13 protein-coding genes are annotated in these 15,031 nt (G+C 61.9%); 9 read left to right on the top strand and 4 right to left on the bottom strand.

Annotated features, from left to right (window positions below):
* Window positions 1–53: 53 nt before the first annotated feature.
* Window positions 54–770, bottom strand: a complete 717-nt coding sequence (locus BMY45_RS02670) for an SIMPL domain-containing protein (RefSeq protein ID WP_092394160.1) — start codon at window positions 768–770, stop codon at window positions 54–56.
* Between the two features lie 302 nt (window positions 771–1,072).
* Here BMY45_RS02670 and BMY45_RS02665 point away from each other — a divergent pair, with 302 nt between their 5' ends.
* From BMY45_RS02665 to BMY45_RS02625, 9 genes are all read left to right on the top strand, one after another.
* Window positions 1,073–2,335, top strand: a complete 1,263-nt coding sequence (locus BMY45_RS02665; protein WP_047229018.1) for an ATP-binding protein — start codon at window positions 1,073–1,075, stop codon at window positions 2,333–2,335.
* A complete protein-coding gene (locus BMY45_RS02660) occupies window positions 2,328–2,888 on the top strand; it encodes a response regulator transcription factor (protein ID WP_047229017.1) in 561 nt (186 codons plus the stop codon). Before BMY45_RS02665 ends, BMY45_RS02660 begins: the two co-directional genes overlap by 8 nt.
* A 91-nt stretch (window positions 2,889–2,979) precedes the next feature.
* Complete coding sequence (locus BMY45_RS02655) at window positions 2,980–4,707, top strand: ABC transporter ATP-binding protein/permease (RefSeq protein ID WP_092394157.1); 1,728 nt, start codon at window positions 2,980–2,982, stop codon at window positions 4,705–4,707.
* Between the two features lie 282 nt (window positions 4,708–4,989).
* Window positions 4,990–5,736 (top strand): FadR/GntR family transcriptional regulator, encoded by a 747-nt coding sequence (locus BMY45_RS02650; protein WP_092394154.1) that lies wholly within the window; start codon window positions 4,990–4,992, stop codon window positions 5,734–5,736.
* Between the two features lie 479 nt (window positions 5,737–6,215).
* The gene (gene kdgD, locus BMY45_RS02645; RefSeq protein WP_092394151.1) at window positions 6,216–7,127 is read left to right on the top strand and encodes a 5-dehydro-4-deoxyglucarate dehydratase; all 912 of its coding nucleotides are present in this window, start codon (window positions 6,216–6,218) and stop codon (window positions 7,125–7,127) included.
* A gap of 130 nt (window positions 7,128–7,257) precedes the next feature.
* Window positions 7,258–8,703: an aldehyde dehydrogenase family protein gene (locus tag BMY45_RS02640; protein ID WP_092394148.1), complete on the top strand. Its 1,446-nt coding sequence runs from the start codon at window positions 7,258–7,260 to the stop codon at window positions 8,701–8,703.
* A gap of 84 nt (window positions 8,704–8,787) precedes the next feature.
* The gene (locus tag BMY45_RS02635) at window positions 8,788–10,164 is read left to right on the top strand and encodes an MFS transporter (protein ID WP_092394145.1); all 1,377 of its coding nucleotides are present in this window, start codon (window positions 8,788–8,790) and stop codon (window positions 10,162–10,164) included.
* A gap of 13 nt (window positions 10,165–10,177) precedes the next feature.
* On the top strand, window positions 10,178–11,731 hold the full coding sequence (gene garD, locus BMY45_RS02630) for a galactarate dehydratase (RefSeq protein ID WP_092394142.1): 1,554 nt from the start codon (window positions 10,178–10,180) through the stop codon (window positions 11,729–11,731).
* Between the two features lie 275 nt (window positions 11,732–12,006).
* Entirely contained in the window at window positions 12,007–12,948 is a 942-nt protein-coding gene (locus BMY45_RS02625) for an AEC family transporter (protein ID WP_092394139.1), read from the top strand.
* Between the two features lie 135 nt (window positions 12,949–13,083).
* On the opposite strand, the gene BMY45_RS02620 is transcribed toward BMY45_RS02625, so the two are convergent.
* The 3 genes from BMY45_RS02620 to BMY45_RS02610 are packed head-to-tail and all read right to left on the bottom strand — an operon-like array spanning window position 13,084 to window position 14,949.
* A complete protein-coding gene (locus tag BMY45_RS02620; RefSeq protein ID WP_003177973.1) occupies window positions 13,084–13,464 on the bottom strand; it encodes a carboxymuconolactone decarboxylase family protein in 381 nt (126 codons plus the stop codon).
* Entirely contained in the window at window positions 13,461–14,522 is a 1,062-nt protein-coding gene (locus tag BMY45_RS02615; RefSeq protein WP_092394909.1) for a calcium/sodium antiporter, read from the bottom strand. The genes BMY45_RS02620 and BMY45_RS02615 overlap by 4 nt, the downstream gene beginning before the upstream one ends.
* Window positions 14,523–14,571: 49 nt before the next feature.
* Window positions 14,572–14,949: a septal ring lytic transglycosylase RlpA family protein gene (locus BMY45_RS02610; protein WP_092394136.1), complete on the bottom strand. Its 378-nt coding sequence runs from the start codon at window positions 14,947–14,949 to the stop codon at window positions 14,572–14,574.
* Window positions 14,950–15,031 lie beyond the last annotated feature (82 nt).

Below are 15,031 nucleotides of genomic sequence, written 5' to 3'. Positions count from 1 at the left end.
CGAAACAGGCGGGTCAATTGCCTTCGGTGCAATTGACCCGCTGCCTTGAATGGTTATTGCATCAACACCTCAACCACTCCATCCGCCGTCATGTTCACTTGACTGGTACCGGGTGCTACTTCAGGCGTCACGGATTCAGCATCCATGGACGCGCCTTTCATCATCATCTGCGGACGCATGTAGGGCTGTGGGTAGCCGTTGCTGTTGAGGTTCAGGTTGACGATTTTGTAACCCTTGCCGCCCAGGGCTTCGGTGGCCAGTTGGGCGCGGGCCTTGAAGGCGTTGACGGCGTCCTTGAGCAGGGCGTCTTCGCTGGTCTGGCGGGTGGCGGTGGAGATGGCGAAGTCCATGCCGGCCATTTTCATATCGGTGAGCAACTCGCCGGTGAGTTTGGACAAGGCCGCGAAGTCGGCGCTTTCCAGGCGCAGTTCGGCGCGTTCGCGCCAGCCGGTGATTTTCTGGCCTTTGTTGTCGTAGACCGGGTAGCTGTTGCGGCTGCCCTGGCGCAGGGTGATGTCCTTGACCTGCTTGGCCTGGCCGATGGCTTTGTTCAGCGTGGTGCTGATGGCCGCGGCGAGTTTGGCCGGGTCGGTGTTTTGTTCCTCGGTGTAGAGGGTGACGATCATCAGGTCGCGGGCGACTTCCTGGCTGGCTTCGGCGCGCACGGAAATCTGGTTGTAGTGAAGCTCATCGGCGGCCAGGGCCGGCAGGCTGGCGACGGTGCCGAGGCTTAAGGCGAGCAGGGCGGCGTGACGACTGAACGTGTGCATGAAAGCTCCTTGGGATGAGGCGCAGGGGTGAGGTCCGGGCCTGCGTGAAGGATAAGACTCTAGCTTTTATGGGTGGGTTCGCACAGTTACAACTTCTATACAGATTGCGGGTGAGAGGCTTTTTGTGGCGAGGGGATTTATCCCCGCTGGACTGCGCAGCAGTCCAGCGGGGATAAATCCCCTCGCCACAGGGGGTATATGTAGTATTGAGAGCTGTGGCGCTTTGCCGCATAGCTGCCTCTGCCACCCGCGCCTTGGTTATACTCCGTGCGATCCGCCTGGAGCGCTCATCAGGAGAGCTCATGCTCGCCCCTTTGCAAATGACTTCCGCCTCTCGCCAGAACCTCTGGCGTCTGACGTTTATCCGAATTCTGGTCCTGGCCGCCCAGGCCGGGTCTGTGGGGCTCGCCTATTGGTTCGAGCTGCTGCCGCTGCCCTGGCTGCAATTGGCGATCACCCTGGCCTGCTCTTCGATACTGTGCGCGCTGACCGCCATTCGTCTACGCACCTCGTGGCCGGTGACTGAGCTGGAATACGCCGTGCAACTGGCCTGCGACCTGTTTATCCACAGCGCGCTGCTGTATTTCTCCGGCGGCTCCACCAACCCTTTCGTGTCCTATTACCTGGTGCCACTGACCATCGCCGCGGTGACGTTGCCGTGGCGGTATTCGCTGATCCTGTCCGGCATCGCCCTGGCGCTGTACACCTTGTTGCTGGCGCGGTTCTATCCGCTGGAAACCTTTCCCATCGCTCGGGAAAACCTGCAGATCTACGGCATGTGGCTGAGTTTCGCCCTGGCGGCGGCGGTCATCACGTTTTTTGCCGCGCGCATGGCCGAAGAGTTGCGTCGTCAAGAGGAGCTGCGGGCCATTCGCCGTGAAGAGGGCCTACGGGACGAGCAATTGCTGGCCGTGGCGACCCAGGCTGCGGGTGCCGCCCATGAGTTGGGCACGCCGTTGGCCACCATGAGCGTGCTGCTCAAGGAGATGCGCCAGGATCACCACGATCCGGCACTTCAGGAAGACCTCGGCGTGCTGCAGGATCAGGTCCAGCTCTGCAAGGAGACCCTGCAGTATCTGGTGCGTGCCGCTGAGGCCAACCGCCGCCTGGCCATCGACATGCAGGACGTCACCGACTGGCTCGACGAAGCCCTCAATCGCTGGCACCTGATGCGTCCGGAGGCCAGCTATCGCTTCCAGCGTCTGGGCCAGGGCCCGGTGCCGCGCATGGCGCCGCCGCCGGACCTGACCCAGGCGCTGCTCAACCTGTTGAACAATGCCGCCGACGCCTGCCCCGAAGGCCTGGAAGTGGCGCTGGACTGGAATGCCTACGAGCTGACCATCAGCATCCGCGACCACGGCGCCGGTGTGCCGCTGGCGATTGCCGAGCAAATCGGCAAGCCGTTCTACACCACCAAGGGCAAAGGTTTTGGCCTGGGCCTGTTTTTGAGCAAGGCCAGCGTGACACGCGCCGGCGGCTCGGTGAAACTCTACCCCCATGAGGAAGGCGGCACGCTCACCGAGCTGCGCCTGCCCCATGCCGACCGAGGAGACGAACATGAGTGACGAGATCCAAGTCGACGGCGAAGAGCTGCCGCATCTGTTGCTGGTAGACGACGACGCCACCTTCACCCGCGTCATGGCCCGGGCCATGTCCCGTCGGGGCTTTCGCGTGAGCACCGCCGGATCCGCCGAGGAGGGCTTGAGCATCGCCCAGGCCGACCTGCCGGACTACGCCGCGCTGGATTTGAAAATGGACGGCGACTCGGGCCTGGTGCTGTTGCCCAAGCTGCTGGAGCTGGACCCGGAAATGCGCGTGGTGATCCTCACCGGCTATTCGAGCATCGCCACCGCGGTCGAGGCCATCAAGCGCGGCGCCTGCAATTACCTGTGCAAACCGGCCGACGCTGATGACGTGCTGGCGGCCCTGTTGTCCGAACACGCCGATCTGGACACCCTGGTGCCGGAAAACCCCATGTCGGTGGACCGCCTGCAATGGGAGCACATCCAGCGGGTGCTGACCGAACACGAAGGCAACATCTCCGCCACTGCCCGCGCCTTGGGCATGCACCGGCGCACCTTGCAGCGCAAATTGCAGAAGCGCCCTGTGCGTCGCTGAACCTGCGCTGAACGGATGGTGTCCACCCTCGCAGCAAATCGGGCCGTTGCTCTATGATCGGCCCGGGTTTTTTCTTTATTGAGCCTTAACCATGAATCAGAACGCTGAATATTCCGCGGTCAATGATGCGGTGCGCGGGCAGTTTTTCCGCCGTGTCTGGCAAATGACCACGCCGTACTGGCGCAGTGAAGAGAAGGGCAAGGCCTGGACGCTGTTAATCGCTGTCATCGTGCTGTCGCTGTTCAGCGTGGCGATTTCGGTATGGATCAACAGCTGGTACAAGGATTTCTATAACGCCTTGCAGGAGAAGGACAGCGTCGCGTTCTGGCGGTTGATCCTGTATTTCTGCGGCATCGCCGCGGTGGCGATCCTGGGCGCGGTGTATCGCTTGTACCTCACGCAGATGCTCACCATCCGCTGGCGAGCCTGGCTCACGGAGAAACACTTCGCCCGCTGGCTCAATGACAAGAATTACTACCGGCTGGAGCAGGGCGGCTACACCGACAACCCGGACCAGCGGATCTCCGAAGACCTCAACAGTTTTACCAGCAACACCCTGGGCCTGGGCCTGGGGCTGCTGCGCACTGTGGTCAGCCTGGTGTCGTTCTCGATCATTTTGTGGGGGGTGTCGGGCAGCATCCAGGTGTTGGGCTACACCATCCCCGGCTACATGTTCTGGTGTGCGCTGGTGTATGCGGCGGTGGGCAGTTGGCTGACGCACCTGATCGGTCGGCGCTTGATCGGCCTGAACAACAACCAGCAGCGCTTTGAAGCCGACCTGCGTTTTTCCATGGTGCGGGTGCGCGAGAACGCCGAGAGCATTGCCTTGTACAACGGCGAACCCAACGAGAACCGGCGGCTCAGTGGCCGCTTCGGGCTGGTCTGGCACAACTTCTGGGACATCATGCGGGTGTCCAAGCGCCTGACCTTCTTCACCTCCGGCTACGGCCAGATCGCGATCATCTTCCCGTTCATCGTCGCCGCGCCGCGCTACTTCGCCGGCAAGATCCAGTTGGGCGAGCTCATGCAGATCAACTCGGCGTTCGGCAACGTGCAGGAGAACTTCAGTTGGTTCATCAGCGCGTACACCGACCTCGCCGCGTGGCGCGCCACGTGTGATCGTCTGCTGAGCTTCCGCCAGGCCATGAGCGACAACGAAGACCGCGTGCCGGCCATCGACGTGCAGAACCAAGGCGACGCATTGGAGGTGCAGGATCTGGGGTTGGACCTGGGCGATGGCCGTCATCTGCTCAGCAATGCCCATATGACTGTCGAGCCGGGCGAGCGGGTGATGCTCAGCGGGCGTTCGGGCAGCGGTAAGTCCACCCTGTTCCGGGCAATGGGGCATTTATGGCCCGAAGGGCACGGCGCAATCCGGCTGCCCGCGGCGCGTTATCTGTTCCTGCCGCAAAAACCCTATCTACCCATTGGCACGTTGCGCGAGGCGCTGAGTTATCCACAGCCGGGCGACACGTACCCGCCAGAGCGTTATGCCCAAGTGCTGGAAACCTGTCGCCTGCCGCATCTGGTGGCGCGACTGGACGAAGCCAACCACTGGCAACGCATGCTCTCGCCCGGCGAGCAGCAACGTCTGGCCTTCGCCCGTGCATTGCTCTATGCACCACAATGGTTGTATATGGATGAAGCCACGTCGGCGATGGACGAAGAAGATGAAGCGACGCTGTACCAGGCGCTGATTGACCAGTTGCCGGGGCTGAGCATTGTCAGCGTTGGCCATCGCAGCAGCTTGAAACGGTTCCATCCGCGACATGTGCGTATCGAAAATGGCCAACTGGTGGAGCGCACCGTAACCGCCTGATTGTCATTGTCGAACACCGTGTGGCGAGGGGATTTATCCCCGCTGGGCTGTAGGAGCTGGCGAAGCCTGCGATCTTTTGATCTTTAGCTCAATTGTCTGGGACAAGATCGCAGCCTCGCTTCGCTCGACAGCTCCTACGGGCGCAGCCCAGCGGGGATAAATCCCCTCGCCACAACGGTGCATGGCGGCAAACTTTGCCAAGACCGCCAGGGAGCAAGGTGATCGTACAACCACGTTGCGCTATCATGATGCGCATTCAGCCGCTTGCCGAGACACAGACACATGGAAAGACCGATCGACGTACCACGCCTTCCCCGCAAGCGCCGCAGCCTGGCGCAGGAGCTGGTGACGGTGCTGTCCGAGCAGATTCGCGACGGCCTGCTCAAGCGTGGCGATAAATTGCCCACCGAGTCGGCGATCATGGAAGCCCATGGCGTCAGCCGCACCGTGGTGCGCGAGGCGATTTCCCGTTTGCAGGCCGCCGGCCAGGTGGAAACCCGCCACGGCATCGGCACCTTCGTGCTGGACACGCCCAGCCCGAGCGGCTTTCGCATCGACCCGGCGACGGTGGTCACCTTGCGTGACGTGCTGGCGATCCTGGAGTTGCGCATCAGCCTGGAAGTGGAATCGGCAGGCCTTGCAGCCCAGCGCCGCAGCGACGAGCAACTGGCGGCGATGCGCGCGGCCCTGGATGCGCTGAACGAAAGCGCGGCCCACGCCAGCGACGCGGTGGCCTCGGATTTCGCCTTCCACCTGGAAATCGCCCTGTCCACCGGCAACCGCTACTTCACTGACATCATGACCCACCTGGGCACCAGCATCATCCCGCGCACCCGGCTGAACTCGGCGCGCCTGGCTCACGACGACCACCAGCACTACATGGATCGCCTGAGCCGCGAGCACGAGGAAATCTACGAAGCCATCGCCCGCCAAGACTCCGACGCGGCCCGCGCGGCCATGCGCTTGCACCTGACCAACAGCCGCGAACGGCTGCGCCAGGCGCATGAAGAGGCGCAGGCCCAGGGCTAGCCGCTCGTCACTGCTCTTGTGGCGAGGGCTTGCTTGCGCTGGGCTGCATCGTAGGCGCTCTGTAGGAGCTGCCGAAGGCTGCGATCTTTTGATCTTGATCTTTCACTTGCGACCTCATTGCCTGGAGCAGGATCGCAGCCTCGTTGCACTCGACAGCTCCTACACGGCTCCTACCTAGCTCTTACATAATTTCTAGGACGCAGCCCGGTGGGGGAGCAAGCCCTTTGCCGCCGGGGCGCCTGTTGGCAGCGTTGACGGTGACGATGAGCGGCCTTGGCGAGGGCAAGTTTGAGCGGTCTTCCAATCTGCTCAAAAGCCGCGAGTTACAAGGCTTGGCCACAAATACCCCCGGACCTGGCATTCGACAAAAGACGAAATGCAGTTGACGTTCGTATTTTAAGTTGTACGATGACTTACAACTTCTCATGAAGCTGAACCGTTTCCTACAACACAACATTTGCGTCCAGGGTGTTCGAATAATGAATCCACAAGAACTGAAGTCCATCCTCTCGTCTGGCCTGCTGTCTTTCCCGGTCACCGATTTCACTGCTCAAGGCGATTTCAATCGCGACAGCTACATCAAGCGCCTCGAGTGGCTGGCCCCGTATGGCGCCTCGGCACTTTTCGCGGCCGGTGGCACCGGTGAGTTTTTCTCCCTGGCCGCAAGCGAGTATTCGCAAGTCATCAAGACAGCTGTTGATACCTGCGCCACCAGCGTGCCAATTCTCGCCGGTGTCGGTGGCGCGACCCGCCAGGCCATTGAGTACGCTCAGGAGGCCGAGCGTCTGGGCGCCAAGGGCCTGTTGCTGCTGCCGCACTACCTGACCGAAGCCAGCCAGGACGGCGTAGCCGCCCACGTTGAAGCCGTGTGCAAATCGGTGAAGATCGGCGTGGTGGTGTACAACCGCAACGTCTGCCGCCTGAACGCCACGCACTTGGAGCAACTGGCCGAGCGCTGCCCGAACCTGATCGGCTATAAGGATGGCCTGGGCGATATCGAATTGATGGTGTCGATCCGCCGTCGTCTCGGCGATCGTTTCAGCTACCTGGGCGGCCTGCCGACCGCAGAAGTCTATGCCGCGGCCTACAAGGCCCTGGGCGTGCCGGTCTACTCTTCGGCGGTGTTCAACTTCATCCCGAAAACCGCGATGGATTTCTACCACGCCATTGCCCGTGACGATCACGAGACCGTCGGCAAGATCATCGACGACTTCTTCCTGCCTTACCTGGACATCCGCAACCGCAAGGCCGGTTATGCAGTGAGCATCGTCAAGGCTGGCGCGAAGATCGTTGGCTATGACGCAGGTCCCGTGCGCACGCCGTTGACCGACCTGCTGCCAGAAGAATACGAAGCCCTGGCCGCGCTGATCGACAAGCAAGGCAAGCAGTAACAGACCCTACAAGGCCGCTGAGCAATCAGCGGCTTTTTGCGTAAGGCTTGATCGTTCCCCATGCTCCGCGTGGGAACGCAGCCAGGGACGCTCTGCGTTCCTAGACAGCTATTGTAGAAGGAGTAGCTCCGTGGCAGATTCAAAGCGTTTCGATAACTACATCAACGGTCAGTGGGTGGCCGGTGCCGACTATTGCACCAACATCAACCCGTCTGACTTGTCCGATGTCATTGGTGAATACGCCAAGGCTGATGCAGCTCAAGTCAATGCCGCCATCGAAGCCGCCCGCGCCGCGTTTCCGGCCTGGTCGACCTCGGGCATCCAGGCCCGTCACGATGCGCTGGACAAAGTCGGCAGCGAGATCCTCGCCCGCCGCGAAGAGCTCGGCCAACTGCTGGCCCGGGAAGAGGGCAAGACCCTGCCCGAAGCCATTGGCGAAGTGACCCGCGCCGGCAACATTTTCAAGTTTTTTGCGGGCGAGTGCCTGCGTCTGTCGGGCGATTACCTGCCGTCGGTGCGCCCGGGTGTCAACGTCGAAGTCACTCGTGAAGCGCTGGGTGTGGTCGGCCTGATCACGCCGTGGAACTTCCCGATCGCAATCCCTGCCTGGAAGATCGCCCCGGCGCTGGCCTACGGCAACTGTGTGGTGATCAAGCCCGCCGAATTGGTGCCAGGTTGTGCCTGGGCCCTGGCGGACATCATTTCCCGCGCCGGTTTCCCGGCCGGTGTGTTCAACCTGGTGATGGGCAGCGGCCGTGTGGTCGGTGAAGTGTTGGTCAACAGCCCGAAAGTCGACGGTATCAGCTTCACCGGTTCCGTGGGCGTGGGGCGGCAGATCGCGGTCAATTGCGTGGCGCGCCAGGCCAAGGTGCAGTTGGAGATGGGCGGCAAGAACCCGCAGATCATCCTCGACGACGCCGATCTCAAGCAGGCCGTCGAACTGGCGGTGCAGAGCGCGTTCTACTCCACCGGCCAGCGTTGCACGGCGTCGAGCCGCCTGATCGTGACCGCCGGTATCCACGACAAGTTTGTCGCTGCCATGGCCGAGCGCATGCAGTCGATCAAGGTCGGTCATGCCTTGAAGGCCGGCACCGATATCGGACCGGTGGTTTCCGAAGCCCAGCTCAACCAGGACTTGAAGTACATCGACATCGGCCAGAGCGAAGGTGCGCGGTTGGTCAGCGGTGGTGGCCTGGTGACGTGCGATACCGAAGGTTACTTCCTGGCGCCGACGCTGTTTGCCGACAGCGAAGCCTCGATGCGTATCAGCCGCGAAGAAATCTTTGGCCCGGTGGCCAACGTCGTGCGCGTGGCTGACTATGAGGCGGCGTTGGCGATGGCCAACGACACCGAGTTCGGTCTGTCCGCCGGTATCGCCACTACCTCGCTCAAATATGCCAACCACTTCAAACGTCATTCCCAGGCAGGCATGGTGATGGTCAATCTGCCGACTGCCGGCGTGGATTACCATGTGCCGTTCGGCGGCCGCAAAGGTTCGTCCTACGGCTCGCGCGAGCAAGGTCGCTATGCGCAAGAGTTCTACACCGTGGTGAAAACTGCTTACATCGGATCGTAATTGCGACACCGGCCGGAGCGGGACAACCCGCCCGGCCGTACACCAGATTTCCCGTATAAAAATAAATAGTGGAAGTAGATTTACATGCAAGAAACCAAGCCGACTCGCGTCCGCTATTTGATCCTGCTCATGCTGTTTCTGGTGACAACGATCAACTATGCCGACCGCGCAACCATCGCTATCGCCGGCTCCAGCCTGCAGAAAGACCTCGGCATCGATGCCGTTACCCTCGGTTATATCTTCTCCGCCTTCGGCTGGGCCTACGTGGCCGGGCAGATCCCGGGCGGCTGGCTGCTTGACCGATTCGGGTCGAAAAAAATCTATGCCTTGAGCATTTTTACCTGGTCGCTGTTCACCGTGCTGCAAGGCTATGTCGGTGAATTCGGCGTCTCCACCGCCGTGGTGGCGCTGTTCATGCTGCGCTTTCTGGTCGGGCTGGCCGAGGCGCCTTCCTTCCCGGGTAACGCCCGCATCGTCGCGGCCTGGTTCCCCACCGCTGAACGCGGTACCGCTTCGGCGATTTTCAACTCGGCCCAGTATTTCGCCACGGTGTTGTTTGCGCCGCTGATGGGCTGGATCGTCTACCGCTTTGGCTGGCAGCACGTGTTCATTGTGATGGGTGTGGTCGGTATCGTGTTCTCGCTGGTCTGGCTGAAGGTTATCCACAGCCCGCGGCAGCACCCGATGATCAACGAGGCCGAGTTCAATCACATCGCCGCCAACGGCGCGATGGTCGACATGGACCAGGACAAGGGCAGGGGCAGGGGCAGGGGTAAGAAGAGCGACGGTCCGAAGTGGGATTACATCCGCCAACTGCTGACCAACCGCATGATGCTCGGCGTGTACCTGGGCCAATACTGCATCAACGGCATCACCTACTTCTTCCTGACCTGGTTCCCGGTGTACCTGGTGCAGGAGCGCGGCATGACCATCCTCAAGGCCGGTTTCATTGCCTCCTTGCCGGCGATCTGCGGTTTCATCGGTGGGGTGCTCGGTGGGGTGATTTCCGACTACCTCCTGCGCAAGGGCCACTCGCTGACCTTCGCCCGCAAGGCGCCGATCATCGCCGGTCTGCTGGTGTCCAGCAGCATCGTGGCGTGCAACTACGTCGACATCGAGTGGATGGTGGTGGGCTTCATGGCCCTGGCCTTTTTCGGTAAAGGCGTAGGCGCACTGGGGTGGGCCGTGGTGTCCGACACCTCGCCAAAACAGATCGCCGGTCTGAGCGGCGGCCTGTTCAACACCTTCGGCAACCTGGCATCGATCACCACGCCGATCGTCATCGGCTACATCATCAGCTCCACCGGTTCGTTCAAATGGGCGCTGGTGTTCGTGGGCTGCAACGCGCTGATGGCGGTGTTCAGTTACCTGGTGATCGTCGGGCCGATCAAACGTGTCGTGCTCAAAGAACCCACGGCCCGGGATGACCAATTTTCCAGCCTGTCTGAAGCGAAATCCTGAAGGAGCGATGTCGATGCAACTGATTGAACATGCCGATTCGCCCCGTTACATCCGCCTGAACGAGCGGGACAACGTGGTCATTGTGGTAAACGACCAGGGCGTGCCAGCCGGAACCGAGTTCCCGGATGGCCTGGTCACCGTGGACTTTGTACCGCAGAGCCACAAGGTCACCCTGGAAGATATTCCCGAGGGCGGCGAGGTGATTCGTTACGGCCAGGTCATTGGCTACGCGCTGCAACCGATCCCTCGTGGCAGTTGGGTCAAGGAAGACCAGCTGCGCATGCCCACCGCGCCGCCGCTGGACAGCTTGCCGCTGTCCACCGATGTGCCGGTGGCCGATGCGCCGCTGGAGGGCTACACCTTCGAAGGCTATCGCAACGCCGACGGCACCGTGGGCACGCGCAACATCCTCGGCATCACCACCACGGTGCAGTGCGTGACCGGGGTGCTGGACCACGCGGTCAAGCGCATCAAGGACGAATTGCTGCCCAAATACCCGAACGTCGATGACGTGGTGGCGCTGACCCACAGCTACGGCTGCGGCGTGGCGATCACCGCCACCGACGCGTACATCCCGATCCGCACCGTGCGCAATCTGGCACGCAACCCGAACCTGGGTGGCGAAGCGCTGGTGATCAGCCTGGGCTGCGAGAAATTGCAGGCCGGGCAGGTGATGCATGAGAACGACAGCTCGGTAGACCTCAGCGAGCCATGGTTGTATCGATTGCAGGATTCCAGCCACGGTTTCACCGAGATGATCGAGCAGATCATGGAACTGGCCGAAACCCGCCTGAAGAAACTTGACCTGCGCCGCCGCGAAACCGTGCCGGCGTCGGAGCTGATCCTGGGCATGCAGTGCGGCGGCAGCGATGCGTTCTCCGGCATCACCGCCAACCCAGCCTTGGGTTATGCCTCGGACTTGTTATTGCGGGCCGGGGCGACGGTGATGTTTTCCGAAGTCACCGAAGTACGCGATGCGATCTATCTGCTGACCTCCCGGGCGCAAACCCGGGAAGTCGCCCAGGAACTGGTACGCGAGATGGACTGGTACGACCGTTACCTGGCCAAGGGCGAGGCCGATCGCAGTGCCAACACCACGCCGGGCAACAAGAAGGGCGGGCTGTCGAACATCGTCGAAAAATCCCTGGGCTCGATCGTCAAATCCGGCAGCAGCGCCATCAACGGCGTGCTTGGCCCGGGCGAGCGCTTCAAGCAAAAGGGGTTGATCTTCTGCGCCACGCCGGCCAGTGATTTTGTCTGCGGTACGTTGCAACTGGCGGCGGGGATGAACTTGCACGTGTTCACCACCGGCCGTGGCACGCCGTACGGCCTGGCGATGGCGCCGGTGGTGAAGGTCTCGACCCGCACCGAACTGGCCCAGCGCTGGCCCGACCTGATCGACATCGACGCCGGACGCATCGCCACCGGGCGCGCCTCCATCGAGGAACTGGGCTGGGAACTGTTCCATTACTACCTGGACGTGGCCAGCGGCAAGAAACAGACCTGGGCCGAGCGGCACAAGCTGTACAACGACATCACCTTGTTCAACCCTGCGCCGATTACTTGATGATTGCGTGATCGCTGGAGACCCAGTGTGGGAGCGGGGTTGCTCGCGAATGCGGTGGTTCAGCTGGCATTGAGGTTGGATGTGCCGCCGTCTTCGCGGGCAAGCCGGCTCCCACAGGGGATTTGCGGTGAATGTAGATTCTGCGTTCACCCAAGAACAAAATGTGGGAGCGCGCTTGCTCCGGGCGGCGATCCGACGATAGCGCTTCACCAGACGCCAACGTCGTTAGTGGCTATCATTAGCCACCTAACGACACCCTTCTCAAGGTCCCCGGCATGCTGGCAATTTTCCTCGAAACCCTGAACATCACCGCGCCGGTGTTTGCCATGTTGTTTCTGGGGACACTGCTCAAGCGCATTTACTGGATCAACGACAACTTCATTCACATCGCCTCGTCCCTGGTGTTCAACGTCACCATGCCGGCGCTGTTGTTCCTCGGCATCCTGCATGCCGATCTCCATGCGGCATTGCAGCCGGACCTGCTGATCTATTTCTCCATTGCCACCCTGGTGTGCTTTGCCGTGGCCTGGGGCTGGGCGATCTGGCGGTGTCCGCGTGAGGACCGTGGCATCTATACCCAGGGCGCGTTTCGCGGCAACAACGGTGTGATCGGCCTGGCGCTGGCGGCGAGCATGTATGGCGATTACGGGATTTCCCTGGGGTCGATTCTCGCGGCGCTGGTGATCCTGTTCTACAACACCCTGTCGACCATCGTGCTGGCGGTCTACAGCCCGGTGATCAAGTCCGATCCCTGGAGCATCTGCAAAAGCGTGGTCAGCAACCCGCTGATCATCAGTGTGGTCGTGGCCACGCCGTTGGCCTATTGGCAGATCGGCCTGCCGAACTGGTTCGAAACCTCGGCCAAATACCTTGCCCAGATGACTTTGCCCCTGGCGTTGATCTGCATCGGCGGCACGCTGTCGCTGGCGGCGCTGCGCAAAAGCGGCAAGATGGCCCTGAGTTCGAGCCTGGTAAAAATGATCGGCCTGCCGTTGCTGGCCACCCTCGGCGCCTGGCTCTGGGGCTTTCGCGGGGCGGAGCTGGGAATTCTGTTCCTGTACTTTGGCAGCCCCACCGCCGCCGCCAGTTACGTCATGGCCCGCGCCGCCGATGGCAACCATGAACTGGCCGCGGCGATCATCGTCATCACCACGCTGATGGCGGCGGTTACCACCAACCTGGGGATTTTTGTGTTGCAGTGGGGTGGGTGGATCTAAGGCTTGGGTTGGCGGTGTTCTTGAGGCCCAATCGCGAGCAGGCTCGCTCCCACAGTGGATGGTCGGTGTACACAAGTTTCCAGTACGCCTGCGATCCCTGTGGGAGCGAGCCTGCTCGCGATAGCAATCGAACTGTCACTCAGGTTTTTGATAACTATCGATCACTTCCTGCGCCGCCCTGAATGCATCGATTGCCGCCGGCACCCCGGCATACACCGCGCAATGCAGCAATGCCTCGCGAATCTCTTCTACCGTGCAGCCATTGTTCAAGGCCCCGCGCACGTGGCCTTTGAGTTCCTGCGGGCATTTGAGGGCGGTGAGGGCGGCGAGGGTGATCAGGCTGCGGGTTTTGAGCGGCAGGCCTTCGCGGCTCCAGACGCTGCCCCAGGCGTGTTCGTTGACGAAGTCCTGCAGCGGCTGGGTGAATTCGGTGGCGTTGCCCAGGGCACGGTCGACGAACGCGTCGCCCATCACCTGGCGACGCATGTCCAGGCCGGTCTTTGGAGTGTCGGTCATGGCAAATCCCTCTTGTGGTGTTGACGGCGCCAGGCGCGCAAGGAGGTGAACAGCAAAAACGCGAGCAAGGCCGGCAGCACATAGAACAGCATCAGCCGTTCCAGTTGCCCGGCCAGGGGCATGCCGGTGGTGAACGACACCACATGCAGCCCATAGGCCAGGTACAAGCCCAAAAACAGCAGGCCTTCGGCGCGGGTGACACGGTAGCCGGAGTAAAACACCGGCAGGCACAGTACCGCCACGCCGAGCATCACTGGCAGGTCGAAATCCAGAGCATTGGGGGACACCGAGAGCGGCGAGGGCGCGGCGAGGGCTGTCACCCCCAGCACGCCCAGCAGGTTGAACAGGTTGCTGCCGATCACGTTGCCCACGGCAATGTCCCGCTGGCCCCGCAGGGCGGCGATCAGCGAGGTGGCGAGTTCCGGCAGTGAGGTGCTGACGGCGACGATGGTCAGGCCGATGATGCGTTCCGACAGCCCCAGGTCCGTCGCCACTTCCACCGCCGCGCCCAACAGCAAGTGCCCGGCGAAAATCAGCATCGCCAGGCCCACGACCATCATCGACAGGCTCTTGGGCCATGACCCTTGTGCCACGTCCACGCCCATCCCATGCGGTCGTCCCGAATGCCGCGACTGGCGCAGCAACAGGCCCAGGTACACCGCCAGGGCCATCAACAGCAATACGCCGTCCAGTTGCGTCAGTTCCTCGTTCCAGGCCAGCACGAACACCAGCAGGCTGGCGCCGATCATCAGCGGGATGTCCAGGCGCACCAGTTGACGCGAGACGCGCAACGGAATGATCAGGGCCGACAACCCGAGAGTGACGAGGATGTTGAAGATGCTGCTGCCGATCACGCTGCCCACGGCGATGTCGGCGTTCTGCGCTAGGGTCGCTTGCAGGCTGACGGCCATTTGCGGGGCGCTGCTGCCAAAGGCGACCACGCTCAAGCCGATGATCAGCGGTCGCACCTGCAAGCGCGCCGCCAGGCCCACGGCGGCGCGCACCAGCAGTTCGGCACCGACGATCAGCAACAGCAGGCCACCGAACAGTTCGATCAGGCTCAGCAGCGGGATGGCATTGAGTAGGGAAATGACCGGGCTCCGTCTATCAATCGTCGAGGGCTTGCACGCGCACCCGTGCGGTGCCGCTGCGCAACATGCCCAGTTGTTCGGCCGCAGCGCGGGATACATCGATCAGGCGGCCACGAGTGTAGGGGCCACGGTCGTTGATGCGGACCACGACACTGTCGTTGTTTTTCAGGTTGGTGACTTTCACCCGCGTGCCGAACGGCAGCTGGCGATGGGCGGCGGTCAGGCCATGCTGGTTGAAGCGCTCGCCGCTGGCGGTGCGCTTGCCATGGTGCCTGGCACCGTAATAAGAGGCGACGCCGGTCTGGTCATAGCCGTGTGGATCGACCGTCCCACTCTGGCTGGCACAACCGGCCAGCAGGGACAGCAGGGCGCAGGCGCCGAGAAGACGCTTCATGGAAAGGATTCCGAAAACAAGATGCTGGAGCAAACCCTGTGGGAGCAAAGCTTGCTCGCGACGAACGATAACGCGGTCCACT

Source organism: Pseudomonas sp. NFACC39-1 (genome assembly GCF_900110355.1).
Lineage (GTDB): Bacteria > Pseudomonadota > Gammaproteobacteria > Pseudomonadales > Pseudomonadaceae > Aquipseudomonas > Aquipseudomonas tehranensis.
Note: the sequence above shows the minus strand (reverse complement) of the source record. Positions and strands in the feature narration are given on the sequence as shown.